This window comes from Myceligenerans salitolerans (assembly GCF_017349295.1).
In the GTDB taxonomy this organism is placed as follows: domain Bacteria; phylum Actinomycetota; class Actinomycetes; order Actinomycetales; family Cellulomonadaceae; genus Myceligenerans; species Myceligenerans salitolerans.
Map to the genome: position 1 here is coordinate 148,304 of NZ_JAFMPK010000048.1, position 26,951 is coordinate 175,254.

A 26,951-nucleotide genomic window follows, 5' to 3' on the forward strand; every position below is an offset into this window, starting at 1 on the left:
CTACCCGCGTACGCCGCTGCGCCTGGCCCACCAGGAGGCCAGCGCCGATCCCGACACGTTGTGCCAGACGGAGAACAACGCCGCCGGTAGCGCGGCCGCGGGCGTGAAGTGCGTGGCGGCGAGCGAGGCCGCGAGGCCGGAGTTCTGCATGCCGACCTCGATGCTCACGGCCCGCCGCGCGGCCCGGTCGAGGCGCGCCACCTTCGCGGCGCCGTACCCGAGCGCCAGGCCGAACAGGTTGTGGACGACGACGGCGAGCGCGACGAGGAGCCCGGTGCCCAGAACCGTCTCGGCGTTCGCGGCGACGATCCCCGCGACGACCACCACGATGCCGGTCACCGACACGAGCGGCAGGTAGGGCAGCAGTCGCTCCACGACGCGGCTCGCGACGGCTCGCAGCACCAGTCCTGCGAGCACGGGAACGAGCACCACCTGGACGATCGAGACGAACAGGTCCCGGAACGCGACGTCGAGCGCCTCGTCGGCGAGCCAGAGGATGAGGGCCGGCGTGACCAGCGGGGCCAACAGGGTGGAGACGGCGGTCATGGTCACGGACAGCGCGGTGTCGCCCTTGCCGAGGTGGACGATCACGTTCGACGCCGTCCCGCCGGGCGCGGCGCCGACGAGGATCATGCCGAGCAGCGCCATGCCGGTGAGCCCGAACAGCCCGCCGACGGCCCAGGCGGCGAGCGGCATGACGAGGAACTGCGCGACGACGCCGATCAGCACCGCCCAGGGGCGTCGCGCGACGAGGGCGAAGTCTCGCCCGCGCAGGGTGAGCCCCATGCCGAACATGATGATCCCGAGGAAGAGCGGGATGTGCTGTGCCACGGGTGCCACCGCCGTCGGCGCGAGCAGCCCGATGGCTCCTCCGAGGACCACGAGCACGGCGAACCATCGCCCGGCGAACTCCGCCACCCTACGCATCCCACTCTCCCTTTCCCGGGGTCGGGCTGCGCCCGGGCCGGCGACGAGACCCGTTCTCGTCGCCGGCCCTGCCACGTCCCGGCCGGCAGCCGTCCGGCCGTCAGCGTAGCGGCCCGGCACGGGCGGGCGGCGCGGGACGGGCGGGCGGCGCGGGACGGGCGACGGACCTCGAGGTCACGTCCAGCGGAACAGCTTGATCCCGAGCGGGAACAGCACGGCGGTCCAGGCGACCATGACGAGGACCTGGGTCAGCGGGAAGTCGTCCCCGAACCAGCCGGCCAGCATGCCCTGCGAGGCCGCGCCGATCGGTGTGTACTTCGCCATCTGCGCCATCCAGTCCGGCATGACGGGAATCGGCACCCATACTCCCGAGAACAGCAGCGAGGGGAAGTAGATCAGCATCCCGATCCCCGACGCCGCGCTTCCGCGATCGGCACGCGCGGCGACGAGCAGCCCGAGCGAGAACATCGCCGTGGTGGCGAGCACGAAGCAGAGCAGCACCACGAGGGGGTCCACCGCGAAGGGGATGTCGAGCACCGTCATACCGCCGACGACGGCGGCGGCCGCCGCCACCAGCAGCGCCACGACGTTGATCACCAGGTGCGCGCCGATGAGGTTGCGCGGCGGCATCGGGGTGGTCGCCAGCCGGCGCAGCACGCCCTTCTCCCGGAAGGTGGCGAACTGTACGGGCATCGTCGTCAGCGAGATGGTCGCGACGGCGAGGGCGAGGATGGTCGGCAGCCAGATGGTCACGTTGGGTGCGGAGTCCCACGGCAGTCCGGGCTCTTCCATGGGGCTGCGGAAGTCCGGGATCACGAGCCCGAGGCCGACGAGCAGCAGCACGGGGAACACGAGCGCGAAGAACACGGCGGCCGGATCGCGCAGCCACACCTTCGTCTCGGTGGTCAGCAGGGGTCCGGCGTTCATGCCACGTTCTCCTCGTCGTTCTCGTCGGCGCGGTACTGCCGCCCGGTGACGTCGACGAACACGTCCTCCAGGCTGTGGGTCACGGTGCGGACGTCGTCGGGCACGACGTCGGCGGCGGCGAGTTCGCGCACGACGGCGAACAGCACCTTGCGTGTCCCCGTCACCTCGATCTCGCCGTCCGCGGAGACGACGGCCGTCACGTCGTCGTCCCGCGTGGCCAGCGCGGTGAGCAGGTCGAGCGCGCGCCCCCGGCCGGTGTCCTCGGCGAAGCGGAGTCGTACACCGCGGTCGCGGCGGAGCCCGTCGGTGAGCTCCGTGGGCGTGCCCTGCGCGACGACGGTGCCGCGGTCGATCACGACGAGCCGGTCACAGAGCCGCTCGGCCTCGTCCATGAAATGCGTGACCAGCAGGATCGTGACCCCGGAGTCGCGGACTCGTTCCACGAGTTCCCAGGTCGCACGGCGGGCGGCCGGGTCGAGGCCGGTGGTCAGCTCGTCGAGGATCGCCACCTGCGGCTTGCCCACGAGAGCGAGCGCGATCGAGAGTCGCTGCTTCTGGCCACCGGAAAGCTTCCCGAACTGCACGTTCCGGTGCTCGGTGAGGTCGAGCAGGTCCATGAGCTCGGCCGGGTCCGCGCGCCGTTCGTAGAACGACGCGAACACGTCGAGCGCCTCGCCCACGGTGATGCGGTCGTGCAGTGCCGCTTCCTGGAGCTGGATGCCGACGTCCTCACGGACCGAGGCCGGGGCGGCCTGCGGATCACGGCCGAGCAGGCGGACCGTGCCGCCGTCGGCCCGTCGCAGGCCGGCGAGACACTCCACGGTGGTCGTCTTGCCGGCCCCGTTGGGGCCGAGGATTCCGAAGATCTCACCGCGTCGCACCTCGAACGACACGTCCGCGACGGCGACCTTCTCGGGCCCTCCCTTCACGCGGTAGGTCTTGCGGAGGTTCCGTACGTCGACGACGGGCGGGCCGTCATCGGGCCCGGCGCCGGAACGGGTGGCTGTCATGGCGTTTCTCCTCTCGGAAGAGCTGGGGGTGCCATCAGGAACTGGGACGCTTGACGGGAAGGTCACGCAGGATGAGGCCGAGCGCGATGTATGTCACCGCTGCCGCCGCGAGAACTGTGAACAGGCCCGCCAGCATCGGCAGGGGACCGCTCATGCCCAGGATCTGCGCGGCCAGCGCGGTCGCCGGCCCGGTGTAGAGCGCGACGTCGGCGACGACGGCGGGGAAGCCGAACCCGAGGCACAGGACCAGGCCGAGCCACGGGCCGAACCGCGCGAACCCACCCGCGACCGCGGCACCGAGCAGGAAGTAGGTCAGAGCCACCAGGCCCTCCCCCACCGTGTTGACGAGGAACCCGCCGACGCCGGTGGTCCGGTCGGGACCGAGGGTGCGGTACCAGTCGAGGTCGAGCAGGCGCCACGCGACCTGTTCCGCCGCGTAGAGCACGGCGACGGCGAGGCCGAACACCACGCCGGCACGGACCGCACCCCGCGCCACCCCGCGGACCAGGGCGCGCCGGGTGCCGCCGGCGGCCAGGTGCGGACGCATCACGGCCATCGGGACGATCACACCGAGCGAGAACGCGAACCAGCGGGCACTACCCACGACGTACTGGACCGTACTGCCGTCCAACGCTCCCAGCCGCTGCTGGACCAGAGCGATCACCACCGCGGCCAGCGCGATGACCGGCCAGTACCAGAAGCCGACCGTGCGCAGCACCGCGGCGATCTGCCCGTCCACGGCGCGTACCGCCCGCCGTTGCACGGCGGTGCGCCGCTCGTCGAGAGCCGTTGCGACAGCGCTCATCGGAGCTCCTCCTTCCGGGCCGGGGCCCGATCCGTGTCCGGCACCCTCGTGGCCGGGGCCTCCCGTGAGGTACGTGTCAGATGAACGAACAGGCTCTCGAGACCCTCGTGACCGATCGTGGCCCCCGCGGCAGCGGCGGCACGCGCGTCGTCGTCGGACAGCGCACCGTTCACGGTGATCCGCGTGGTGGGCCCCAGGTGTTGGCGGTGCAGCACCTCGTGCCCCGCGGCGAGGTCCTCGACCACGGCCGTGGGCCCCGTCAGGGAGCTCGCACGGCTGCGGAGCTCCTCGGCCGGCTCGGCGAACACGACCCGTCCGCGGTCGACGAGCACCACGTGCTCGAACAGCCGCTCCGTCTCCTCCACGAGGTGGCTGGACAGGACGATCGTGCGCGGATGCTCCGCGTAGTCGGCCAGCAGCGCGTCGTAGAACGCGAACCGCGTGGGCGTGTCCATGCCGAGATACACCTCGTCGAAGATGGTCAGCGGTGCCCGGGCGGCAAGGCCCAGCGTGGCCGCGAGCGCCGACTTCTTGCCGCGGGACAGCGCCGATGGCTTGGTCCGCAGCGGCACCTCGAACAGGTCGAGCAGCTCCTCGGCGTACCCCGCGTCCCATTCGGGCCGGAGGTCCGCGTAGTAGGCGAGAGTGGCCGCGACCTTCTGGTCGTGGAACACGTCCCCGCTCTCCTGGACGAGGAGGATCGCGGACGTGAGCGCGGCGTCCTCCCACGGGTCACGCAGGTCCCCGTCCGGCCCGGTCAGAACCGTGCCGCCGGTCGGGCGCCGGAAGGCCGCGAGCAGACCGAGCATCGTGGACTTGCCCGCGCCGTTCCGGCCCAGGAGCCCCGTGATCTGGCCGGCCGGTACGTCACAGGTGACGCCGTCCAGCGCGGTGCTGCCGGGCACCCGGTACGCCGTCCCGTTGGCGCCCGCGGTCCAGGAGCGAGGGAAGGTCACCTCGACGTCCTGGAACCGGGCGGCGAACGGTGGTAATGCGGTCATGACTCCTCCTCATGCCTCGCGGCCGAGCCGTTCGAGGGCCGGTGGCCGCCCACGTAGGCGACGATGTCGTCGGCCGAGATGCCGAGCAGGGATGCCTGGGCCAGTGCGGGCCCCAGCACCTCGTCGAAGTAGCGCTCGCGAAGGTCGGCCCGCAGGCGCTCCCGGGCGCCGGGCGCGACGAACATCCCGAGTCCGCGACGCTTGTACAGCACCTGTTCCTCCACGAGCTGCCCGAACGCCTTCTGCGCGGTGGCCGGGTTGATGCGGAACGTGGTGGCGAACTGTGTGGTGGACATGACCTGGTCCTCCTCGTCGAGCTCACCGGAGAGCACCTGCGCGCGGATCATCTGCGCGATCTGGAGATAGATCGGTTCCGGGCCGTCGAACACGGGCTGCCCTCCCTTCGGTTCATTGGTTCAGGGGTTCATTACCTGAGTAATGAACCATGGACCGAGGGGTGCGCGCAAGCCCTTTGGCGGACTTTTCTGAGTTCTGCCGCAAGCTCCCCCCGCTGGACGCCGCACCAGCCGCTGCTCCCGCCCATGCGAAACGCCGGGGCGGCAGGTCCGGTGTGGAACCTGCCGCCCCGGCGTCGGGTCGGGTGCGAGCCCGGGGACCGGGCCGGTCTACGCCTCGGCGGCGTCCAGGGTGCTCAGTTCCGCGAGGTCCTGCGCGACGAGCTCCGCGATCTGCACGGTGTTCAGGGCGGCGCCCTTGCGGAGGTTGTCGTTCGACACGAAGAGCACCAGGCCACGTCCGCCCGGCACGGACTGGTCGACGCGGATCCGGCCCACGAACGACGGATCCGCACCCGCTGCGGCGAGCGGCGTCGGCACGTCGGCGAGCGCCACGCCGGGCGCGCCGTCGAGCAGCTCCCGCGCCCGCTCCGGCGTGATCGGCTCCCTGAACTCCGCGTGGATCGCGAGCGAGTGGCCCGTGAAGACGGGAACGCGCACGCACGTTCCGGCGACGGCCAGGTCCGGCAGCCCGAGGATCTTGCGGGACTCGTTGCGCAGCTTCTGCTCCTCGTCGGTCTCGCCGGAGCCGTCGTCCACGAGGTTGCCGGCCAGCGCGACCACGTTGAACGCGATCGGCGCCACGTACGCCTTCGGGTCCGGGAACTCCACCGCGCCGCCGTCGTGCACCAGGCATTCGATGCCCGGTTCACCGGACGTCACGGCGGCTCTGGCCTGCCCGGCCAGCTCCGCGACACCGGCCAGCCCGGACCCGGAGACCGCCTGGTATGTCGCCACCTTGAGACGTTCGAGCCCGGCTGCGTCGGCCAGCGGCTTGAGCACCGGCATCGCGGCCATGGTGGTGCAGTTCGGGTTGGCGATGATGCCCTTGGCCGCCTGGCTGACGTCTCCCGGGTTGACCTCCGACACCACGAGCGGCACCTCCGGGTCGAGGCGCCAGGCGGACGAGTTGTCGACCACCACGGCGCCCGCCTCGGCGAACCGCGGTGCGTGCTCGCGTGAGGTACCGCCGCCGGCGGAGAACAGCGCGATGTCGATGTCGGCGAGGTCTCCGGTGGCGGTCGCCGCCGTGTCCTCGACCGTCACCGGCACACCGGCGAACTCGATCTCCTGCCCGGCCGACCGCGACGACGCGAAGAGGCGCAGCTCCCGGACGGGAAATCCGCGCTCGGCCAGCAGGCGCCGCATCACGGCGCCCACCTGCCCGGTCGCGCCGACGACGGCGATGTTCACACCCTGCGGGGAAATCACGGCCATCTCGCGATCACCGTCCCGTTCCGGCGTAGACGACGGCCTCGCCGTCGGCGCTGTCGAGACCGAACGCGGTGTGCACCGCGCGCACGGCGTCGTCCAGGCTGTCCGCCCGCGTCACGATCGAGATGCGGATCTCGGAGGTGGAGATCATCTCGATGTTGATCCCGGCGTCGCGCACGGCGCCGAACAGCCGCGCCGAGACACCGGGGTGCGACTTCATGCCGGCACCGACCAGCGACAGCTTCCCGATCTGGTCGTCGAACTCGAGGCTCTCGTAGCCGACCTCCGCCTTGACGTCACGCAACGCGGCGAGCGCGCTCGGACCACTGCCCTCGGGAAGGGTGAACGAGATGTCCGTCCGGCCGGTCGAGGCGGCGGACACGTTCTGCACGATCATGTCGATGTTCGAGCCCGAGGCCGCCACGACCTCGAAGATGCGCGCGGCCATACCGGGCTTGTCCGGGACGCCCGTGACCGTGATCTTGGCTTCCGACCGGTCGTGTGCCACGCCGGAGATCAGCGGGTCTTCCATGACGTCTTCCTCCTGCTCATCGCCATCGGGGGCGTTCGGGTCGATCAGGTCTCCGTAGGTGCCGGACACGAGGGTGCCGGGAGCGCCGCTGAACGACGAGCGCACGTGCAGCGGCACGCCGTAGCGCCGTGCGTACTCGACGGCGCGGAGCGCGAGCACCTTGGCGCCGGACGCCGCGAGCTCCAGCATCTCCTCGTAGGTGACGCGGTGGATCTTCCGGGCCGACGGCACGATGCGCGGATCCGCGGTGAACACGCCGTCGACGTCGGTGAAGATCTCGCAGACGTCGGCACCGAGACCGGCTGCCAGCGCCACCGCGGTGGTGTCGGAGCCGCCCCGTCCCAGCGTCGTGACGTCGTCCTCCTTCTGGTTGACGCCCTGGAACCCGGCCACGATCGCGACCTGGCCCTTCTCGATCGTCCTGCGGATACGGTGCGGGACGACGTCGACGATCCGCGCCTTCCCGTACGCCGCGTCCGTCAGCACACCGGCCTGGGGGCCGGTGAACGACTTCGCCTTGATGCCCAGGTTGTTGGTGGCCATCGCGAGCAGCGCCATGGAGATGCGCTCGCCCGCGGTGAGGAGGATGTCCATCTCGCGCTTGGGTGGGAGAGGACTGATCTGCGCGGCCAGGTCCAGGAGGTCGTCGGTGGTGTCCCCCATCGCGGAGACGACGACCACGACGTCGTTCCCGGCCCGCTTCGCCTCGGCGATACGCTTCGCGACCCGCTTGACGCTCTTCGCGTCAGCGACCGAGCTACCGCCGTATTTCTGCACGACAAGTGCCATGTGCCTGCTTCCTGTTGCCGGCCTCCGTCTCTTTCAACGGCCCGCCGGGATCGGTCTGCTTGCGCACGCCAGGGTACGACGAGAGGCGGACACTACTCCAGGATGTCCATTCCTCAGGACAGCAGCTCCTCGGCCACGTCCCAGCCAAGCCTGAGTATCAGAACAGCAACGACGAGGACGAAGACCACGCGGACGAACCGCGACCCGCGCGCCACCGCCATGCGCGCGCCGATGTAGGCCCCCACGAGGTTCGCCACGCCGAGCCCGAGCCCGAGCGTCCAGATCACGTGCCCCGCGGGCACGAAGAAGACCAGCGCGCCCAGGTTGGTCGCGAAGTTCACGATCTTCGCGATGGCCGACGCCGGCAGGAACGAGTACCCGAGCACGCTCACCAGCGCGATCACGAGGAACGTCCCAGTGCCGGGTCCCAGCAGACCGTCGTAGCCGCCGATGAGCAGGCCGATCCCTGCCGCGATCCGGCGATGCCCGTTACCCACCCAGCGCAGGTCGTCGTACTCACCCAGTTTCGGGCGCGCGAGCGTGAACACCAGGACGCCCGCCAGCACCAGCAGGATCACCGGTTTGAAGAGGTCCGCCGGGATCAGCGCGGCGAGGGCCGCCCCGCCGACCGCACCGCCCAGGGCCGCGACCGCCATCGGGCCGGCGGTGCGCAGGTCGGGCCCCACCCGCCGGTAGTAGGTGATCGACGACGTCGCCGTGCCCAGGATGCTGCCCAGCTTGTTGGTCGCGAGCGCCTGGACCGGGGTGATGCCCGGGACGAGCAGCAGGGCCGGGAGCTGGATGAGACCTCCCCCGCCGACGACGGCGTCCACCCAGCCCGCGGCGAGCGCGGCACACAGGAGAAGAACGATGGTGAGGAGATCGAGCTCGGGCACGAGGCGCATTCTCTCCCGCCCACGGGCGGGAGAGCGCCGGTGTCCGGCGACGACCGCGAAGCACCGGCGTTCGTGCCGCGATGGCATCCCGCGGCGTGCGTGGGCGCGACGGCGCCGGGCTGCCGCACCTGCCGTCTCCGCCGTCGTCGATGTCGGAGTGCCCGCGTAGGCTGTCCCGCGTGTACGAAGGCGTGGTTCAGGACCTGATCGACGAGCTCGGGCGGCTGCCCGGCGTCGGCCCCAAGAGCGCGCAGCGCATCGCGTTCCATCTGCTCGCGGCGGACGATCACGAGGTGGAGCGCCTGGTCGACGCTCTCGTCGAGGTCAAGCGGCGCGTCCAGTTCTGCGAGCTGTGCGGCAACGTCGCCGAGGGCGAGCGCTGCCGCATCTGTGCGGACCCGCGGCGCGGCGACGAGGTCATCTGCGTCGTGGAGGAGCCCAAGGACGTCGTCGCGATCGAGCGCACGCGCGAGTTCCGCGGGCGCTACCACGTGCTCGGCGGGGCGATCAACCCGATCGACAACGTCGGGCCGGACGACCTGCGCATCAAGGAGCTGATGGCACGGCTCGCGGACGGCACGGTGCAGGAGGTGATCATCGCGACCGATCCCAACGTCGAGGGCGAGGCGACGGCGACCTATCTTTCCCGATTGATCGGTTCGCTGGAAATCACCGTCTCGAGGCTGGCGTCCGGACTGCCCGTCGGTGGAGACTTGGAGTACGCCGACGAGGTGACGCTCGGGCGGGCATTCGAGGGCCGGCGGGTCGTCGGCACGTGACCACAGGGGTGACAACGATGAGCGAGATCGCCGCGGACTCCGACCTCCGCGAGGTTGCCGACCAGGCCTCCGCACAGGCCAGAACGTTCCTGTCGACGATGACGAGGGTCGCGTCAGGGTCGATCCCGGGCGCCGAGCTCTCGCTTCTCGTCCTGGCCACGAGCGATCTCCTGGCCGTCGGGGCGCGTCTCGCCGCGATCGTCGACGTCGTCCCCGCCGAGCGGTACGAACCCGATGCCGGCCCGGAGACCGACATGGACCCTCTGCGCGATGCGCTGTCGCGGCTCCTCGACGGGTTCGACGACTACCTCGAGGTCTCCGACCCGATGCTGGGCGAGGAGGTCGGGCCGGCCACGCTCTCCGGTGACCTCGCGTGCGTCGCGGAGGCGGTGGCGAAGGGGCTCCAGCACTACGACACCGGGCACGAGCTCGAGGCCCTGTGGTGGTGGCAGTTCAGCTACTTCTCCGTGTGGGGCGAGCGTGCGGCCTCAGCCCTGCGCGTCCTCCAGTCGGTGCTCGCGCACCTGCGCCTCGACGTCGACGACGACGTCGCCGCCGAGGCCGAGTACGACGCGCTGCACGCCTGAACCCGCGGAGGCCGGCCGCTCACGCCACGCGGGTGCCCTTCGGGAGGACGCCCGTCGGAATCCGCAGCCGGCGGACGGCGACGACGACACCCGCGCCCCCCAGCAGCAGATCAAGTCCGAGACCCCACGGCCACGCCATCCGGTCGGTGACCACGGTCTCCTCGACGGGCGCGTCCGGATCGGGCCCGTCGTACCCGGTCCAGCACTCGTTCCGTTCCGCGCTCTCGTCCGTCATCGCGTACCGGACGCCGTACTGCAGCATGGCGAGCAGATTCACGTCGTCCATCTCGTCGATGTCCGCGGTCAGCGGCTGCGCGTCCGCCACGAGGACGAACGGGTTCGGCGCGAGCATCCACCAGGTGCGCTCGTGATGCCAGACCTCGCGCACCTGGGTCTGCCACTCGCACTCCTCGGCGAAGCCCGTCTCCTGGTCGAACGAGGTCTGCGTCCAGACGCGGACCGTGTCGCTCGTGGTGGTCAGCGGAGCGAGCAGACCGAACAGGATCGGCAGGACGACGGTGATCGTCCCGATCGTCAGATAGGTGAGCACCGCGGCCGCGGACGGCTTGGTGACCACGGCCGAGAACCCGAGGCCGATCGCGCACACGACACCCAGGACGACGGCGAGCATGAACAGCGTGCCCACGAGAGCGAGTGCGGTGACCCCACCGGCGAGCAGTGCCCACAGGATGAACGGCACGCTCGCCACGAGGAACGCGAGCGCCGCGAGCCAGGACGCGGCGAGTTTGCCGAGCACGATCTCCGCCGGGCTCAGCAATGTGACCTGCAGCGTCGCGAGTGTTCCCGCGTTCCGGTCACCGTTGATCGCTCCGGAGGACAGCGTGGGGGCGACAAGCAGCCCGAGGAACAGGACGAAGAACACGACGATGCTGTAGATCATGCCGCCGAGCGGCTCGCCCGTTCCGGTGTGGTAAGAGTCCCGCGCCTCGACGGTGAGCGCCCACGTGGTGAGGCCGGTGATCAGGCCGACCACCACCACCCACAGCACGAGCGCCAGCTTCCACCGTGTCGACCGCACGCGCTGTCGCAGTTCCAGTCGCGTGACCGTGCGCAGTCCGTGCCAGGAGAGGGACCAGGTCGCCCGCTCGGCTCCGGCGGACGCTGCCGTTTCCGTCGGCGCGGGCGTGCCCGCGTCCGTCGTCGTCCCCGTCATCGCCGTTCCTCCTCGAGCGCCAGGTACTTCTGTTCCAGCACGCCGCCTGCCGGGGCGAGGCTCACCACGTCGACCCCGGCACGCACGGCATCGCCGAGCAGGGCGGCCGCCTCGGTGTCGTCGGACAGGGGGACGAGGACGCCCGCGCCACCGTCCGGCTCGACGACGTAGCCGACGCCGGCCTGGTCGAGATGCGCCACGAGCACGTCCTGGTCGAGGGCACTGATGCGCCATCGACGGGTTTCGCCCGCGGACTCGACGGTCTCGGAGGCGACGGTGCGGCCGCGCGAGATGAAAACGGCGTCGTCGGCCATCTCGTCGAGCTCGGTGAGCACGTGCGAGGAGACGAGGACGGTCTTGCCCGCAGCGGCGAGCCGCCGCACCAGTACCCGCAGGTCGACGCGGGAACGGGGATCCAGGCCGGATGCCGGCTCGTCGAGCAGGAGCACCTCGGGATCGTGCACGAGGGCACGCGCAAGGCCCAGGCGTTGCTTCTGTCCCCGTGAGAGCACATGGGCCGGCTGGTCGGCGAGTTCGGACAGGTGGACCAGGTCGAGGAGCTCGGCCGCGCGTCGTTCGCCGTCCGCCGCGGGAATCCGGTAGGCGGCGGCGACGGTGGTCAGCACCTCGCGGGCCGTCAGGGAGTCCCAGGTACCGAACACGTCCGGCATCCAGCCGGTGCGCGAACGGGCCTGGTAGGTCTGCGTGACCGGATCGAACCCGGCCACGGAGACGGTGCCTGCGTCGGGGGTCAGCAGTCCCGCGAGCATCAGCAGAAGGGTCGTCTTGCCGGATCCGTTGGGACCGATCAACGCCGTCACGCGTCCGGGCGCGGCCACGAGGTCGACGTCGGCCACCGCTTCGACACTCCCGAAGGATCGTCGTACGCCGTGCGCGGTCACTCCGCTTTCTCGGGACATGGAGCAGACCGTAGCGGTGGTGGCAGACACCGGCGACGAAATCTCCCGTCAGAGGGAGAACTGTGGCCGAGTCGTGGCCGGCACCGGCCGGGCCGTGGGCGGGCATGCCCGTCCGTCGAGCCGCCGCTTCGGCCGGGCCCCTCCCGCTCGTCCGTCAGGCGGCCGCGTCCGGCTCCGCCGTGCCGGTCGCGTCGAGCAGACGGGTCTCGCCGAACGACACGTTCTGGTCGAGAGACGCGGCCACGCCGTCGCCGTCGTACCGGAGCGTGAGCGTCCAGGCGAACGGCGTACCGACCGCGATCATGCGCACCACCAGCGTGTCGGTCGCGGTCCAGGCGGCGGCGCAGGCGAGTTCCTCCGACCCGTCGGCGAGGTCGGCCCGTTGCCGCACCCACTCGCCGTCCCCCAGGGTGAGCGTCCGCTCCGTGCCACCGATCTCCTCCCACAGGACGAGGCGACCGTCGTCGTCCCGGGTCAGTTCCAGGGCCTCGAGGCCGCCGCTGTTCGGGCTCATGCGGTAGGTCCGGCCGGTCACCGGCGTCGTGGGCCCGGTGTGGTCGCCCGCGGGAAGCGGAAGGTGCAGGTCCCAGGTGACGCCGTCGTCGGGAGGCAGGACGCGCGACGACGGCCGCCGGCTGCCGTCCGGCACGCCCGTCGCCCGCGCACCACCCGCGGGCGGGCCGGTGTTTCCCGCCACGTCCGAGAGCCCGGACGCATCCGGCGGCGCGGTGTCCCGTGTGACGGGCGGCCTCCCCGCCTTCCCCGCGGCGGCCGGGTCGAGCGTGGGGAGCAGGGCGCCCCAGACCGCGTCCTGCACGGACTGGAGGTTCTGGACGCCGGAGGTGATCGCGAGGACGACGTCGTGCTCCGGCCAGACGATGGCGTACTGGCCGAAGGCGCCGTCGGCCCGGTAGGCGCCGAACCGCGAACGCCAGAACTGGAAACCGTAGCCCTGCCGCCACTCCGGCCAGTCGTCGTGGGTGCTGTGGATCTGGCGGGACGTGGCCGCCTCGATCCACTCGCCGGGGACGAGTTGCGCACCCTTCCAGTTCCCGCGTTGCAGGCAGAACTGTCCAAGCTTGGCGAGGTCCTCGGTGCGCACGCGCATCCCGTAACCGCCGACGTCGAGCCCGTCCGGATCCTGCTCCCACGTAGCACCCCGGAAGCCGAGCGGTTCGAGCACACGCTCACCCAGGTAGTCGAGCAGCCGGCGACCGGTGAGGCGTTGCACGAGCACGCCGGCCAGGTAGGTGGCACCCGTGTTGTAGACGAACTTCGAGCCGGGCATCTCAGGCACCGGCAGGGCGAGGATCTGACGAACCCAGTCGCCGCCCCGCATCCCGAGATTGGTGGGCACGATCGCTTCCATCGTCGAGGCGGCATGCCCCGTGCTCATGGTCAGCAGGTGCCGGATCGTCATGGCCCGCAGGTTGTCCGACGGCGCGTCGGGCGCCTCCGCGGGGAAGTGGTCCAGAACCTTGTCGTCGAGGTCGAACAGCCCGTCCACGAATCCCAGGCCGGCGGCGATGCTGGTGAAACTCTTGCTCACGGAGAACATGAGCTGCGGCGTCTCGGGATCGTACGGGGACCACCAGCCCTCCGCCACCACCTTGCCGTGACGCAGCAGCATGAAGCTGTGGACGGCGTCCAGGTCGTCGAGGTTCTGCACGAGACGACGGACTGCCGCCGCGTCCAGGCCTTCGGCCTCCGGGGTGGAGCGGGGCAGATCGCGCGTCGTCGTCACGCGACGATGGTAGAGGATCGGTGATCCGCGGCCGGATCGCCCTCCGCCGTGCAGGTCACGGCACACCGGATGGTGCGGGGGCGCCGACCGCCTCGCGGCCCCTTCGTCAGTGTCAGCCTCCCCGTCTATCGTTGCTCGCGTGACCACCGCCTTGTATCGCCGCTACCGGCCCGACACCTTCGCCGACATGATCGGTCAGGAGCACGTGACGGGACCCCTCATGCAGGCGTTGCGCAGCGGCCGGGTCAACCATGCCTATCTGTTCAGCGGGCCGCGCGGCTGCGGTAAGACGACGTCGGCCCGGATCCTCGCGCGCACCCTCAACTGCCACCGCAACACTCCCGAGACGCCGTTGGACACCCCCTGCGGTGAGTGCGAGTCGTGCACGGAACTGGCGCGTGGCGGCTCGGGCTCGCTCGATGTCGTCGAGATCGACGCGGCCAGTCACAACGGTGTCGACGACGCGCGCGATCTGCGCGAGCGGGCGACCTTCGCCCCGGCACGCGACCGGTACAAGATCTTCATCCTGGACGAGGCGCACATGGTGACGCCGCAGGGCTTCAACGCGCTCCTGAAGATCGTCGAGGAGCCTCCGCCGCACATCAAGTTCGTCTTCGCGACCACCGAGCCGGACAAGGTGATCGGCACCATCCGGTCCCGCACGCACCACTATCCGTTCCGTCTCGTGCCGCCGGACGTCCTGTCGCCGTACCTGGAGAAGCTGTCCGACGCCGAGGGCATCACGATCGGGTCCGGTGTCCTGCCACTGGTGACACGAGCGGGCGGCGGGTCCGTCCGGGACTCGTTGTCCGTGATGGACCAGCTCATCGCCGGCGCCTCAGGCGGAGAGGTCGGCTACGACCTGGCGGTCGGCCTGCTCGGATACACCCATGCCTCCCTGCTGGACGATGTCGTGGACGCGCTCGCCGTCCGGGACGGCGCGTCGATCTTCCGGGTCGTGGACCAGATCATCGCCACGGGCCACGAGCCGCGGCGGTTCGTCGAGGACGTACTCGAACGGCTGCGCGATCTCATCGTCATCGGCGTCTCCGGTGACGCGGCGGACGCGGTGCTGCGCGACCTTCCCGCCGACCAGCTCGAACGGATGAGGACGCAGGCCGGCCGGCTCGGCGTGGCAGAGTTGTCGCGCGCGGCCGACCTGGTCAACGCGGCACTGACCGAGATGACGGGAGCCACGTCGCCTCGCCTCCACCTGGAACTGCTGTGCGCGCGCCTGCTGCTCCCCGGAGCCGACGACGGCGCGGCCGGCCTCGCCGCACGTATCGACCGGCTGGAACGGGGCGGAATCACGGTACGGACCACTGGCGGCCCAGGGACCGAGGCCGCGCCGACCGAGCCGGCACCAGCCGGAGACGTGGGTGGGGGCCTGACGGGCGCCGCGGCCGCTCGAGCGGTGATCGAGGCGAACCGCGCGAAGAAGGGAGCTCCGGCGGGCTCGTCCACCTCCTCCGACGCTTCCCAGGCATCCACCGAGCCGTCGGCATCCGCTGCCGCGTCCGACACGGGAAAGCGGGTGGAGGCCAGGCCCGACGGGCGCGCCTCCGGGCAGGACGCGGACGAGCAGAGCATGGGCGAGCAGCCTGCTGCCGGGCCGGGTGGGGCCGTTCCCGGGCGCGTCGAGCCCATCGCGGCCCGGTCCCAGCAGGCCGTCGAGGAGGACCACGCGATCGAGCCCGCGCCGGTTCCGGAGCCGGGGTCGACGGAGGCGGCGGAGGCTACGGCCACGACGACCGAACGTGGGACGGCAACGACCGGCGCCGGCCCGATGGCCACGGAGGAGGTGCGTCGCCGCTGGCCCGAGGTGCTGGAGACGCTGTCGGCAGCCCGGGTCACCTGGTCGCTCGTCGGCCAGAACGCGCAGGTGGCATCGCTCGACGGTGGCGTGCTGAAGCTCGCGTTCCGCGCGGACGGTCTCGCCCGGGCGTTCGCGAACCCGCGGCACACGAGTGCCGTGGAGGACGCCGTCTACCAGACGCTGGGGATCCAGGTGAAGGTGGAGGGCATCGTCGGTGACGGTCCAGGACCTGCCGACGGTGCCGGGCCCTCCGGAAGCGCCGGGCCCTCGGGCCAGGGAGGGCCAGGCGGCAGGCCGGGACCGGGTAGCGGCTCCGGCGGACCGGGCGGCACGCCCGCACCGGGCAGCGATTCCCCGGACGGTTCCCGAGAAAGCGGTGCGGCCCGCTCCCAGCCATCGGGCCGCGCGAATGTCGGTCCCGAAGGCTCACCGCGGTCGGCTTCCACCGGAGTGGGGTCGACCGCCATGAGCGAGCCCGCCGAGACCGACGGCTGGCCGGACGTGCCGGTACCCGGCGGCAGGCCGGGAACCGCCGACGCCGGGGCAGGACCCGTACCCCCGACGGCCGGACCACGGGACACCGCCGGGAACAACGGCCGAGGTCCGGCCGGCAGTCAGCACGCCGGAGACGAAGGCAGTTCCGGAAGCGACGGCGCGGTGGACGTCTGGGACACCACCGAGATCCAGGCGCGAGCCAGGAGTGGCGGCATGGCGGTGTCGGGAGGCCCGGGCGCGAACGGCAGCATGGCGTCCGGTGGGTCACCCGACGGTGGGCGCGCCGGATCGACGGACGGTGGACCACGCGGAACCTCCGCCGTCGCCGTGGCCGAACGCACGGCGACGACGGACGCGAACCCGGCGGCACACGCCGACGACCCGATCCCCGAGCCTCCGCCCGACTACGACGACGATCTCGAGCCCAGCGGAAGCCGTGCGCCCACTCCACCTGCCGCTCCCGCTCCCGCTCCCGCTCCCGAGACGGTCTACGCGACCCAGCCGGCGACGGGACGGCTCACCGGTGCGGAGCGCGCACGGGAGGCGTTGCGACGCGCCCAGGCGGCACGCGGACCCGCGGCCGTCCCGGGCTCACGTGAAGCGCCCGGCGTGCCGAACGGAATCGGCGCCTCCTACGACGAGCTGTCGGCCGACGACCCGGACCTCGAAGCCGCGGGCAGCGGGCTCGTCGGCGTTCCGCTGGTCGTGAAGATCCTGGGCGGAACGGTCATCGACGAAAGGCTCGACCAGGCATGACCGTACCCGCGGAGACACTGCGGATCGTCGCCGCGATCGTGGTCGGCGCCGACGGCCGCCACCTCGTGGTGCGCAAGCGTGACACGACGTCGTACATGCAGGTGGGCGGCAAGATCGAACCCGGCGAGGAGCCACTCGCGGCACTGCTGCGCGAGTTCGAGGAGGAGGTCGGGCTCGTGATCGATCCCACGCGAGCGCTACCGCTCGGACGATTCGGGGCGCCGGCGGTCAACGAGCCGGGCCACCGTGTCGATGCGCATGCCTTCGTGGTCGGCCTGACACGTCAGGAACGGCCGCAGGCCCGGGCGGAGCTGGAAGAGCTCGCGTGGATCGATCCCGCCGCGCCGAGGACGCCTCACCCCCTCGCGCCGCTCAGCCTCGACCTCCTGACGGCGTGGCACGAGCGCGAGACCGGAAAGGCTCACGCGAGTTCCGGCTCGGAGGCCGGTGCGAGTTTCGATGACGACACCAGGACCGGGGTCGAGGCGGTCTAGGTAGTGGTCAGGCCGGACGGCGAGCGGTCACCGCCACAGCGGACGGTGTGCCGTCGGACCGAAGCCTTGCCCGCGCCTCCATCAGGGCGAAGCCGAGCAGGTTGAGGCCCTGCCAGCACTCCGGCTTCTCGGCATTCGGGGGCTTGGCTGTGGAAAAGCTTGGTTGTGCACAGATCTGTCTCCGGGAGCCCGAAACCCCTCTGGTCTCCGTATGATCGAACACAAGAACGAAGAGGTGGACAGGGGAGGCGGCAGTGCAGGACGGTTCACGGATTGCGCAGCTCATCGAGGCATCGCGCGCAGGCCTCCAGCGAGACGAGCCGAGCGCCACCGGCCAGGTCCTGGATGCTCTTACCGTCCACCTCGCCGATCTTCCCGACGACGTCCTAGCAGACATGGTGCGAGCGGCGGCGAGCCTGGCTGGATGGGCTGCCGGTGTTCAGGCTCGTGCTGCCGGAGAACTGGTGCTGCGTTCGAGGGGCTTCACCGGTTTCGAGCAGACGACGACAATGGTGTCTGGCGAGTTGCGCGAAACGCGGCGTACCGCGCGAGTGATCACCGTACGAGCCGCTGCTGGTCTACGGCACCCAGTGGTGATCGACCATCTCAGCGCCGGGCGTATCGACGCGCCGCGCGCCGATGCCTTGCTGCTGGCCGGGCGCTCTCTGACCGACCAGCAGCGGGCCGGAGCGATCGAGGAACTCCTGCCCACGGCCTCGGAGCGGTCAGCCGCCTGGCTCGCGAACGAGATGCGGAAACTCGCCCGAAGCCTGGATCCTGGCAAAGAGAGCAAGGCTGCGGCGGAGTCCCGAGCGGTGTTTCACGATGCGTGCGAAGACGGGATGGGCACGGTGACCGCCTTTCTGCCCGCGGTCGACTCGGCGGCGGTATGGGGAGTGCTCGATGACCTCGCCCAACAGATACGCCGCACGGACGACACGCGCACACTGGGCCAGCTCCGGGCGGATGTCCTGACCTCCATCGTGACCGGACGTCTCGTACCTCAGAATCGGGATCCGCACGATGACACCGAACGCGATCGCGAACCGGTCGTACGGTTGACGCCGAGCCGCCCGGTCGTGCGCGTCACCGTCCCACTGACCGCCTTGCGCGGCGATGATGCGGACCCGCATCCCGATACGGCCAGCGATCGTGGCGGGGCTGCATGGCTGGACGGGTTCGGCCCTCTCGACGTCGGCACCGCCACCCGGGTCGCCTTCGATCCCGACTCCACCTGGTACCGCCTGGTGACCGATCCGGTCACGGGTGTCCTGACCGACTACTCCACCCGCGCCTATCGACCTCCTCAACCCTTGGCAGACGCCGTACGCCTGCGTGACGGGACGTGCCGCGGACCGGGCTGTCAGATCGACGCACGATGGTGCGACCTGGACCATATCGACCCCTACGACAGAGAGCGCGCCTCCGATCCGAGCGAGCCCGGGCAGACGCGTGCCGACAACCTGCACGCCCTGTGTCGCACCCACCACCGGCTCAAAACGAAGTACGGCTGGCACGTACATCGTGATCCCGCATCCGGGATCACCTACTGGACCGCGCCCACCGGCCGCCGTTACACGAAGAGCCCGACGAGCATCGATCCGGAGCCCACGAGCTTCCGAGAATTCCTGAGAGCCAGAACAGCCCTCCCGGATCGTGGAGCCGAGCTCACCGACCGGGGCCCGGCTGCCGGTCCTCACGAAGCGGAGCACCGTCACCACGACGGTGAGAAGGACCGACGAACCCGAGGTGTCGACGGCAACCACGTCGACGCGCCGGACGAGCCACCGTTCTGACGTGACGCCCGACCTGCCCGGTACCTGCAAGGATGAGGGACATGAGTCGCGGGAGCCTCCATCAGGTCGAGCTCTGGATACCGAGCCTGGCCACGGCCGAGCGCGGTTGGACGCTGATGTTCCCCGACCGGCATCCGCTCGCCGTCGGTCGGGACCACTACGCCGCCTATCTCGAGAGCGAGGACGGCTACGAGATGAAGATCGTCGCCGGCCGCGACACCGACCCCCGCGCCGACACGGGGACCGGTCGGCCGTGCTCAGCCGTGGGAGAGGCCGTGGGAGGAGCCGCCTGATGACCGCCGCCCTCGAACTGGACCGTGTCTCGCACTCCTTCCGCACCCGCGGCGCTCTCGACGACTTCTCGATCGTCGTCCACCCGGGCGAGGTCGTCGCCATGATCGGCTTCAACGGCGCAGGCAAGACAACGGCGATGCGGGTGCTGGCCGGCCGGCTTCGCCCGTCCCACGGCACGGCACGCCTCCTCGGCCGTGATCCGCATGACGTGTCCGGACGGAACGCGCGCCGGTTCGGCCACCTCATCGATGCCCCGCTGGCCCATCCGGATCTCACCGTGACGGAGAACGTCCGCTCGGCGGCCCGGCTCCACGGTCTGGACCGCGCCACCGCGGCAGGTGCCACCACCGCCGTCATCGGACAGCTGGCGTTGGAGCCGTGGGCAGACGCCCGGTCCGCCGCCCTTTCCCAAGGCAACCGCCAGCGCCTGGGTATCGCCTGCGCCACCGTCCACTCGCCCGAGGCGATCGTGCTCGACGAACCCACCAGCGCCCTCGACCCCCGCGGTGTCGTCGTCGTCCGTGACCTCATCCGCGCGAGCGCCGCGAGCGGCGCGGCGATACTCGTCTCCAGCCATCATCTCGACGAGGTCTCGCGAGTGGCGGACCGGATCGTCGTCGTGCACGGCGGCCGTGTGGTCGGTGCGCTCGAACCGGGCTCCACGGACCTGGAGCGGCGCTTCTTCGAGCTGGTGCACGACGCCGACACCCGAACGCCCGATCCGGAGCGTGCCTCATGACGAACTTCACGGCCGCGTGGGAGACCGAGTGGCTCCTGTGCCTCCGGTCCACGATCGTCCGCATCGCCACGGCCCTGCTGGTGTTCGTGATCCCGGCGGGGGCGATCGGGGCGGTGGCACTCTCCCGCTCCGGGACCACGGCGACGGTCACCACGGCGAAGTTCGCTCCCTACGCGTCCGGCCCGCTCGCCGAGACCCATGTCCTCGTCGCCGCACAGGTCATGTCCGTCGCCCTGCTGATGGCCGGAGGCTTCGCGATGGCGTGGACCTTCGGTCAGGAGGTCGCCTCCGGCCTGGCCGGGGCGCGCACGGGGATGGCGACGTCACGCGCCGGCGTGGCACTCGCCAAGGTCCTCGTCCATCTCACATGGCTCACCGGCTGCGTGATCGCCGTCGTCGGGCTGACCGTCACCGCCTCGGCACTCGTGTGCGCCGTCACGGGCGTGCCGTTCGACGACGGCGCCTGGAGCCGTGCCGGTCTGGCCCTCGTCGCCGGGCTGCTCTCCGCGGGGCTCACGATCCCGTTCGGCTGGGTCGCGACCGTCACCCGGAGCCCGCTCGGCACGATCGGCGTGCTGATCGGCGTCGTCGTGGTCACGCAGCTGGTCACCGCGCTGGGCGGCGGAGCGTGGTTCCCGTATGCGGCACCGTCTCTGTGGACGGAGATGGGTGGCCCGGAGGCCGCCGCTGCCGTCGGCCTGCCGCACCTGCTCCTGGCCGCGGCCGTCATGCCGGCCGGCGCGATCGCCGTCGTCCACGCGTGGCGGCGGCTCGACGACCTCTGACCACTGCCCGCTGACCGGCGCGTCGCTCCCGCCGGCGCACGAGAAGCGAACGGCGACGCCCAGGACCCGCGTGGCCCGGAGCCCGGCTCCGCAGACAGCAAGGACCCCCCGCACACCCATCAGAGCTCACTTACCCTTGCTGCCTTCCGGCCCTGGGGGAGTTCGGCGAGGTGATGCCGCACGAGGGGTCTGCCCCCACCCTAACCGAGGCCGTCCCCGAATCCCGAATCGTGTCGCGGGATCCGCGCTCTCGCGGTCGAACGAGTACGTCACACCGTGATCCGGTCGTCTCGATTCGGCCGCAGCCCCCTCGGTCCGGTATCCTCATCAGGCCGTTGCCGGTACGCGCTCACGTGTCCGGGTTGGCCGCGCCTGTCGGGCGCGAGGAGGATTCGCCTAGCGGCCTATGGCGCACGCTTGGAAAGCGTGTTGGGTTCACGCCCTCGGGGGTTCGAATCCCCCATCCTCCGCCCTGGAAGCCCCGGGACCTCACGGTCCCGGGGTTTTCGTTGCAACGGCGCGGCTTTCTCAGAATGGTGATACCCCCTTGCCGCGAGGGCACATTCCGGCACGAAGCCGCTCACCTGTACTGTCTGGAGCATGAACGTGCTGGTGCTCTGGGACGTGGACCACACCCTGATCGAGAACGGTGGGGTGAGCAAGGAGACGTACGCGGGCGCGTTCGAGATCCTCGCCGGACGCCCCGCGGTGCATCGCGCCAGGACGGGCGGCCGCACGGATCCCGAGATCCTGGGGGATCTCATCGCGGATCACGGCCTGGACCCGGCCGCCTTCGACGCTGCCGCGCAGCGCGGAGCGCTCACCCGTGCGCTTGCCGAGCGTCGAAACCAGCTCGCGGAGCGTGGCCATGCCTTGCCGGGTGCGCATGCTGCGATCGACAAGCTGGCCACCGAGCCGGGGCTCGTACAGTCCGCACTGACGGGAAACCTTCGCGCGAACGCGCTGGTGAAGCTTGGCACGTTCGGCCTGGACGTCGGGCTGGACTGGGACTGCGGCGGCTTCGGGTTCGACGCACCGCACCGTCCTGACCTCGTCTCGGTGGCTCAGGCCCGGGCAACCAAGAAGCACGGCGTCGTCTTTGACGTCTCGAACACCGTGCTGATCGGTGACACCGTGAACGATGTCATGGCCGGGGTCCGGGGCGGCGCTCAGGTCGTCGCGGTCCTGACGGGTGGCGTCGACGAAGCGTCGTTGACGGATGCGGGCGCGACCAGGGCGCTGCCGGATCTCTCGGACGCGGACGCCGTGCTCGCAGCGGTGAGGGACGCCGTGCGGCCCCCGGTCTCCGCGGATGGTGCGTAACCGGCGTCCCAGACACGTTCGAAGCTTTGGGCGTAGGTGTCGAACATGTCGTTCCCGGCCTTGCGCTGCAGGTGGAGGATCGGCGCGATGTAGCCATACGCGCCGTAGATGTGCTGGTTGATCAGCATCTGGTCGTCGAAGATGAAGATCGAGTTGTACAACGTGAGCGTCACCATGGCCGTGCCCCGAGCGACGCGCGGATCTCGGCTGCTGAACATGCAGGCCGGCGTCACCATGCTTCTGACGATCGCCGCGCTGCGGGCCACTCCGCTGCGGATCATCCTCAGCGCGACGCGCTACCTCAACGAGCACGCTCCGCGCGCCGCCACCCGCGACGAAGCCCACGCCATCATCCATGCTGCACGCCGTGCTGCGAGCCGCTGGCCCGGGCGCGCCGCCTGCTTGGAAACCTCCCTGACCGCCACCTGGGTGGCGGCATTCACCGGCCGTGCCGTGACCTGGTGCCACGGATTCCGTACACAGCCCTATGAGTTCCACGCCTGGATCGAGGTCGACGGCCGACCGGTCGCCGAACCCTCCACCACCGGCGTACTCGCCAAGACCCTGACCATCTCTCCCACCCCACGTATGGAGTCCCGATGACCTCTGTCCCCGCTGCCGTCGCCGCCGTCGACTACGACCACTTCGTCACCGAGCCCGACGGTTCGAAACTCCCGCAGTCCTCCGCCGTCACCTCCATCGAGCGGATGCTCACGGACCTCGACATCGCCCCGGGACAGCGGGTCCTGGAGATCGGGACCGGCTCGGGCTACACCACCGCGCTCCTGTCACGCCTGGTCGGCGCTGCAGGATCGGTGCACTCCGTCGAGGTCTTCGCCGACCTCGTGCCCCGCGCACAGGAACGCCTCGCCAGAGCAGGCGTCACCAACGCGACCGTGACGTGCGGGGACGGCTACGCTGGACACGCGCCAGGTGCTCCGTACGACCGGGTCATCGCCTGGGCCACACCACACCTTGTCCCCGCTCCATGGACCGAGCAGATCGCCGACGACGCCGTCATCGTCGCCCCGGTCAAGATCGCGCCACTGGCCACCGCCAACGCCATCTGCGCCATCACCGTCACGGGAGGGACACCTGCCGTCACCACGGTCCGGCCCGGCAGCTACATCGAGATGCACCCTGAACCCGTCACGAACTTCGGCCTCCCCATCCGATACGTCGACGCGTTCTACACCCCGGACGACGCCGAACCCTGGTGGATCAGCAGCGTGGACCTGCACGGCTCACCGGACGACGCCCAGAAGCGCATCGACCAGCTCCGCCGCTCCACCACCGCCGAGCCCACCATGCTGCACGCCGACGAGTCCCTCCAGGACCTTTCCGCGTGGCTCTTCGCGACCCGGCCGGCAAACCTCGCCACCGCAGGGCTCTCGGACCGGTACAGGGCAATCGGCGCATCGACTCCCGACAGCGCCGCCTTCCTCACACCGACGGAACTCGTCACCAGCACTACGGAGGGCGACGCCTCTGGAGTCCTGAAAGCATGGGTAGGTGAATGGCGAGCCGCCGGACGTCCTGGCTGGAACGGCGTGACGGGGACCATCGAAGCCAGCGACGACGGATGGGCAGTCCGCATCATCACGGGCTGAACGAGGCTACGGCCCGTGCTCCCCAAACTCAGGGACAGTCGGATCGATCTCCGCAGACTTGCCGCGCTGGACCGTAAGCTGCGCGTGCCGCGAGGGTCCCTGTCCGGGGTGCGTCCCGGACAGGGATGAATCAGCCGAGCCGGTCGAGGGCGGCCTTCAGCCGTTCCCGGGTCCGTTCGCGGCCCAGGACCTCCATCGACTCGAACAGTGGCAGCCCGACTCGACGCCCGGTGGCCGCGACACGGAGGGGGCCTGTGTCTTGCCGAGCTTCAGCCCGTGCCCGGCACCGATCCCCTCCAACGCCGTCTTCAGCGCGTCAGCGCTCCAGCGCTCCAGTCGATCGCTTCGTACCGTTCGATCGTGGCCGCAAGGATGTCGGCCGCATGCTCGCCGCCCATCGCCTTGTCCCACGCCGCCTCGTCGATCGCGGGCTGGTCCAGGAAGAGGAAGTCCAGCATCTCCACGACGTCACCCAGCAGCACGATCCGCGTCTGCACCAGCTCCGCCACGGCGTCGAACACTGCCGGGTCGTAAGCTTCGGCCGGCCACGGCACGTCGTCGGACGTCAGCCACGGCTGCACAGCGTCGGTGAAGGCATCGACCGACATTGCGCGGACGTAGTCCCCGTTGAACGCCTGGAGCTTCTTGCGGCGAAGCTCCTGAGGTGAAAGCTGTCTTGGCGGACTGCTCTCAACTACAGGAGCTTCGCTGCTGCTACCAGCACAAACACGGTCTTGACACCAGCCTCAACGCCCTAACTTCCCGGCATTGCCTCGATGACCGGGCTCGAAGTAGTCCCGAATAGTCACGCCGCTGATCATCCAGCGTTCTTGCAAGTCACAGCGATTTAGTGGAGGTTCCCCCACCCTCCGCAGTCGCCGAGGCCCGGGAACCGTTGGAATCGCAACGGTTCCCGGGCCTTCGCATGTCACGGCACGACTCGGCGGGCACATACTTTGACCACTGCCCGCCTGGCCGACCGCAGCCGGTACTCCCACCGTCACCCTTCGACCGCTCGCGCGTTGATCCGCGTCAGCACCCGGTCGAGCACGTCGAGCTCGTCCGGCTCGATCAGGTCGAAGAAATGCCTGCGCACCGCGGCGACGTGGTTCGGAACAGCGGCTGCCGTGACCTGCCGGGCGCCGGTGGTGAGAACGACGACCTGGCCCCGGCCGTCTTCCGCGGCCTCGCGGCGCTCGACGAGCCCACGCGCGACCATCCGCGTCACGTGCTTGGACAGGCGCGCCTTGTCCCAGCCGATGGCGGCGGCCAGGTCCCGGGCGCGCATCTCGCCTCCCGGCGCCTGATCGAGCCGGGCCAGCACCTCGAAGTCACTGACGGAGAGCCCGTCCCGGGCAAGGTCGCGGGCGAGCGCGCCCTCCAGGTCACGCCGCATGGTCACGAACGCCGCCCACGTGCGCCGTTCCCGTTCGCCAAGGGTCACCTGTGGATCCACGGAGACCACCCTAACAAGATAGTTGCCACGGCAACCACCTATCTGCTTTGCTGGTTGCCATGGCAACTAAATCTCCGCAGCGTTCATCCGACGAACACACCTCCGTCCGTCCCGAGACCGGCAGGACGTCGGTCGTCGTCGTCGGGGCGGGACCGACCGGCCTGCTGCTGGCCGGTGACCTCGTCGAGGCCGGAGTCGACGTCACGCTCATCGAGAAGCGCCCGGCGGGCCTGTCGAACCTCTCACGGGCCTTCGGGATCCACGCCCGCACCATGGAGATGCTCGACATGCGCGGACTCGCCCAGGAGCTGCTGACGTACGCCTCCTCCACGATGGACAGGATCGCCGCGTTCGGGAACGCCGAGCTCGACCTCTCCGGTCTGCCGACCGCCTATCCCTACCTGCTCGTCTGTTCGCAGACCTTCGTGGAGCGCGTCCTGCGTGACCGGCTCGACAGGCTCGGTGTCGCCGTTCGCCACGACACCGAGGTGACCGGCCTCGCCCAGGACGCCGACGGCGTCTCCCTCACCGTCCGCGGGCCAGGCGGCGAGGCCACCACGCTCCGCGCCGACTACGCCGTCGGCTGCGACGGAGTCCGCTCGACCGTCCGCGGGCTGATCGGCCTTCCCTTTCCGGGTGGCCCGGTCATGCGCGGCATCATGCTCGCCGACGTCGAACTCGCCGACCCGCCCCCGATGCCGACCGTCCACACCAACCGCCACGGCTTCGCCTTCGTCGCGCCGTTCGGCGACGGATTCTGGCGTGTGACGGCCTGGAGCCGCGCGGACCAGGCCGACGACGACGCACCGCTCTCGCTGGAGCAGGTCTCCGCCGCCGCACGCCAGGCATTCGGCACCGACTACGGGATGCATTCACCACGCTGGGTCTCGCGGTTCCACTCCGACGAGCGGCAGGCCCCTGAGTACCGGGCCGGCCGCGTCTTCCTCGCGGGCGACGCGGCCCATTGCCATACCCCCGCCGGCGGACAGGGGATGAACACGGGGATGCAGGACGCCGCCAACCTCTCGTGGCGGCTCGGCTCGGTCGCCCGCGGCGCCGATCCCGGCCTGCTCGACGGATACCAGGCCGACCGGCATCCGGTGGGCGCCCAGGTGCTGCGGTCGAGCGGACGCATGGCGCGCATCGCGACGGTCCGTTCCCGGCTCGGTGTCGCCGTGCGCGACATGGTGGCCCCGCTCGTCCTCGGTTCGGCCTGGGCCACGAGAATCGCGACCATGCAGATCTCCGGGCTGGGCATCGCCTACGGCCGAGCCCCGGGCGACGCGGCGTCCGTCGGTACCCGCGCTCCCGACCGTCGGCTTCCCAACGGATCCCGGCTGTTCGAACACCTCCGCAACGGCCGGTTCGCGGTCCTGGGAAGAACCTCTCTTCCCGGATGGGGCGACCGTGTCGCCTTTCTCCCCTCGCCGGGACGCCAGGCGACACTCGTGCGCCCGGACGGTCACGTCGCATGGTCGGGACCACCGGGTCCGCGGGACATCGAGGAGGCGCTGCGCGCCTGGTGCGGCGAGCCGCCGTCTCGATGACGCGGCAGGTGGCCGAGGC

At 70.6% G+C, this 26,951-nt stretch carries 26 protein-coding genes, 1 tRNA gene, 1 other RNA gene and 1 pseudogene; 13 read left to right on the forward strand and 16 right to left on the reverse strand.

What is annotated here, in order from left to right; genetic code table 11:
* The 9 genes from J0911_RS18645 to J0911_RS18685 all read right to left on the reverse strand — a co-directional run bounded on the left by J0911_RS18645 (position 1) and on the right by J0911_RS18685 (position 8,617).
* A complete protein-coding gene (locus J0911_RS18645) occupies positions 1-927 on the reverse strand; it encodes a bile acid:sodium symporter family protein (RefSeq protein WP_207276993.1) in 927 nt (308 codons plus the stop codon).
* 174 nt (positions 928-1,101) lie between these two features.
* Entirely contained in the window at positions 1,102-1,854 is a 753-nt protein-coding gene (locus tag J0911_RS18650; protein WP_207276994.1) for an ABC transporter permease, read from the reverse strand.
* The gene (locus J0911_RS18655) at positions 1,851-2,864 is read right to left on the reverse strand and encodes an ABC transporter ATP-binding protein (protein ID WP_207276995.1); all 1,014 of its coding nucleotides are present in this window, start codon (positions 2,862-2,864) and stop codon (positions 1,851-1,853) included. The genes J0911_RS18650 and J0911_RS18655 overlap by 4 nt, the downstream gene beginning before the upstream one ends.
* A 34-nt stretch (positions 2,865-2,898) precedes the next feature.
* Complete coding sequence (locus tag J0911_RS18660; RefSeq protein ID WP_207276996.1) at positions 2,899-3,669, reverse strand: hypothetical protein; 771 nt, start codon at positions 3,667-3,669, stop codon at positions 2,899-2,901.
* Positions 3,666-4,670, reverse strand: a complete 1,005-nt coding sequence (locus J0911_RS18665; protein WP_207276997.1) for an ATP-binding cassette domain-containing protein — start codon at positions 4,668-4,670, stop codon at positions 3,666-3,668. The genes J0911_RS18660 and J0911_RS18665 overlap by 4 nt, the downstream gene beginning before the upstream one ends.
* Positions 4,667-5,059 (reverse strand): GntR family transcriptional regulator, encoded by a 393-nt coding sequence (locus J0911_RS18670; protein WP_207276998.1) that lies wholly within the window; start codon positions 5,057-5,059, stop codon positions 4,667-4,669. Before J0911_RS18670 ends, J0911_RS18665 begins: the two co-directional genes overlap by 4 nt.
* 237 nt (positions 5,060-5,296) lie before the next feature.
* The gene (locus tag J0911_RS18675; RefSeq protein WP_207276999.1) at positions 5,297-6,403 is read right to left on the reverse strand and encodes an aspartate-semialdehyde dehydrogenase; all 1,107 of its coding nucleotides are present in this window, start codon (positions 6,401-6,403) and stop codon (positions 5,297-5,299) included.
* 7 nt (positions 6,404-6,410) lie between these two features.
* Complete coding sequence (locus J0911_RS18680; protein ID WP_207277000.1) at positions 6,411-7,721, reverse strand: aspartate kinase; 1,311 nt, start codon at positions 7,719-7,721, stop codon at positions 6,411-6,413.
* A 113-nt stretch (positions 7,722-7,834) separates the two neighbouring features.
* On the reverse strand, positions 7,835-8,617 hold the full coding sequence (locus J0911_RS18685; protein ID WP_372434905.1) for a TSUP family transporter: 783 nt from the start codon (positions 8,615-8,617) through the stop codon (positions 7,835-7,837).
* 179 nt (positions 8,618-8,796) lie between these two features.
* On the opposite strand from J0911_RS18685, the gene recR reads away from it, so the two are divergent.
* Positions 8,797-9,396: a recombination mediator RecR gene (gene recR, locus J0911_RS18690; RefSeq protein ID WP_307865174.1), complete on the forward strand. Its 600-nt coding sequence runs from the start codon at positions 8,797-8,799 to the stop codon at positions 9,394-9,396.
* A gap of 17 nt (positions 9,397-9,413) precedes the next feature.
* Positions 9,414-9,983, forward strand: coding sequence for a DUF5063 domain-containing protein (locus tag J0911_RS18695; protein WP_207277002.1), 570 nt, complete (start codon positions 9,414-9,416; stop codon positions 9,981-9,983).
* Between the two features lie 19 nt (positions 9,984-10,002).
* Here J0911_RS18695 and J0911_RS18700 read toward each other — a convergent pair whose 3' ends face one another.
* The 3 genes from J0911_RS18700 to J0911_RS18710 form a co-directional block, all read right to left on the reverse strand.
* Positions 10,003-11,157: an ABC transporter permease gene (locus J0911_RS18700; protein ID WP_207277003.1), complete on the reverse strand. Its 1,155-nt coding sequence runs from the start codon at positions 11,155-11,157 to the stop codon at positions 10,003-10,005.
* The gene (locus tag J0911_RS18705) at positions 11,154-12,077 is read right to left on the reverse strand and encodes an ABC transporter ATP-binding protein (RefSeq protein ID WP_207277004.1); all 924 of its coding nucleotides are present in this window, start codon (positions 12,075-12,077) and stop codon (positions 11,154-11,156) included. The genes J0911_RS18700 and J0911_RS18705 overlap by 4 nt, the downstream gene beginning before the upstream one ends.
* A 154-nt stretch (positions 12,078-12,231) precedes the next feature.
* On the reverse strand, positions 12,232-13,821 hold the full coding sequence (locus J0911_RS18710) for a serine hydrolase domain-containing protein (protein ID WP_307865175.1): 1,590 nt from the start codon (positions 13,819-13,821) through the stop codon (positions 12,232-12,234).
* A 139-nt stretch (positions 13,822-13,960) separates the two neighbouring features.
* Here J0911_RS18710 and J0911_RS18715 point away from each other — a divergent pair, with 139 nt between their 5' ends.
* The 6 genes from J0911_RS18715 (at position 13,961) to J0911_RS18740 (ending at position 20,996) form a co-directional block, all read left to right on the forward strand.
* Entirely contained in the window at positions 13,961-16,888 is a 2,928-nt protein-coding gene (locus tag J0911_RS18715; RefSeq protein ID WP_207277005.1) for a DNA polymerase III subunit gamma and tau, read from the forward strand.
* Complete coding sequence (locus J0911_RS18720; protein WP_207277006.1) at positions 16,885-17,382, forward strand: NUDIX hydrolase; 498 nt, start codon at positions 16,885-16,887, stop codon at positions 17,380-17,382. Before J0911_RS18715 ends, J0911_RS18720 begins: the two co-directional genes overlap by 4 nt.
* 254 nt (positions 17,383-17,636) lie before the next feature.
* Entirely contained in the window at positions 17,637-19,178 is a 1,542-nt protein-coding gene (locus J0911_RS18725) for an HNH endonuclease signature motif containing protein (protein ID WP_207277007.1), read from the forward strand.
* 41 nt (positions 19,179-19,219) lie between these two features.
* Complete coding sequence (locus tag J0911_RS18730; RefSeq protein WP_207277008.1) at positions 19,220-19,471, forward strand: VOC family protein; 252 nt, start codon at positions 19,220-19,222, stop codon at positions 19,469-19,471.
* Entirely contained in the window at positions 19,471-20,211 is a 741-nt protein-coding gene (locus tag J0911_RS18735; protein ID WP_207277009.1) for an ABC transporter ATP-binding protein, read from the forward strand. Before J0911_RS18730 ends, J0911_RS18735 begins: the two co-directional genes overlap by 1 nt.
* The gene (locus tag J0911_RS18740) at positions 20,208-20,996 is read left to right on the forward strand and encodes an ABC transporter permease (RefSeq protein ID WP_207277010.1); all 789 of its coding nucleotides are present in this window, start codon (positions 20,208-20,210) and stop codon (positions 20,994-20,996) included. The genes J0911_RS18735 and J0911_RS18740 overlap by 4 nt, the downstream gene beginning before the upstream one ends.
* A 96-nt stretch (positions 20,997-21,092) precedes the next feature.
* Here the strand turns inward: J0911_RS18740 and ffs are convergent.
* Positions 21,093-21,189, reverse strand: an RNA gene (gene ffs, locus J0911_RS18745) — signal recognition particle sRNA small type.
* A gap of 192 nt (positions 21,190-21,381) precedes the next feature.
* Here ffs and J0911_RS18750 point away from each other — a divergent pair.
* The 4 genes from J0911_RS18750 (at position 21,382) to J0911_RS18765 (ending at position 23,929) form a co-directional block, all read left to right on the forward strand.
* Positions 21,382-21,466: transfer RNA gene (locus tag J0911_RS18750), tRNA-Ser, on the forward strand.
* A 130-nt stretch (positions 21,467-21,596) separates the two neighbouring features.
* A complete protein-coding gene (locus tag J0911_RS18755) occupies positions 21,597-22,319 on the forward strand; it encodes an HAD family hydrolase (RefSeq protein ID WP_207277011.1) in 723 nt (240 codons plus the stop codon).
* A gap of 117 nt (positions 22,320-22,436) precedes the next feature.
* Positions 22,437-22,922 (forward strand): lasso peptide biosynthesis B2 protein, encoded by a 486-nt coding sequence (locus J0911_RS18760; protein ID WP_207277012.1) that lies wholly within the window; start codon positions 22,437-22,439, stop codon positions 22,920-22,922.
* Positions 22,919-23,929 carry a protein-L-isoaspartate O-methyltransferase family protein gene (locus J0911_RS18765; RefSeq protein WP_207277013.1) on the forward strand — a complete coding sequence of 337 codons (1,011 nt, stop codon included), beginning with the start codon at positions 22,919-22,921 and terminating at the stop codon, positions 23,927-23,929. Before J0911_RS18760 ends, J0911_RS18765 begins: the two co-directional genes overlap by 4 nt.
* Positions 23,930-24,059: 130 nt before the next feature.
* Here J0911_RS18765 and J0911_RS20915 read toward each other — a convergent pair.
* From J0911_RS20915 to J0911_RS20645, 3 genes and pseudogenes are all read right to left on the reverse strand, one after another.
* Positions 24,060-24,167, reverse strand: a pseudogene (locus tag J0911_RS20915) (hypothetical protein); the annotation flags it as partial.
* A gap of 70 nt (positions 24,168-24,237) precedes the next feature.
* The gene (locus J0911_RS20920; protein WP_207277014.1) at positions 24,238-24,537 is read right to left on the reverse strand and encodes a hypothetical protein; all 300 of its coding nucleotides are present in this window, start codon (positions 24,535-24,537) and stop codon (positions 24,238-24,240) included.
* Positions 24,538-24,929: 392 nt separating this feature from the next.
* Entirely contained in the window at positions 24,930-25,385 is a 456-nt protein-coding gene (locus J0911_RS20645) for a MarR family winged helix-turn-helix transcriptional regulator (protein ID WP_207277015.1), read from the reverse strand.
* A gap of 59 nt (positions 25,386-25,444) precedes the next feature.
* Between J0911_RS20645 and J0911_RS18780 the strand changes: the two genes are divergently transcribed.
* Entirely contained in the window at positions 25,445-26,932 is a 1,488-nt protein-coding gene (locus J0911_RS18780; protein ID WP_207277016.1) for an FAD-dependent oxidoreductase, read from the forward strand.
* Positions 26,933-26,951 lie beyond the last annotated feature (19 nt).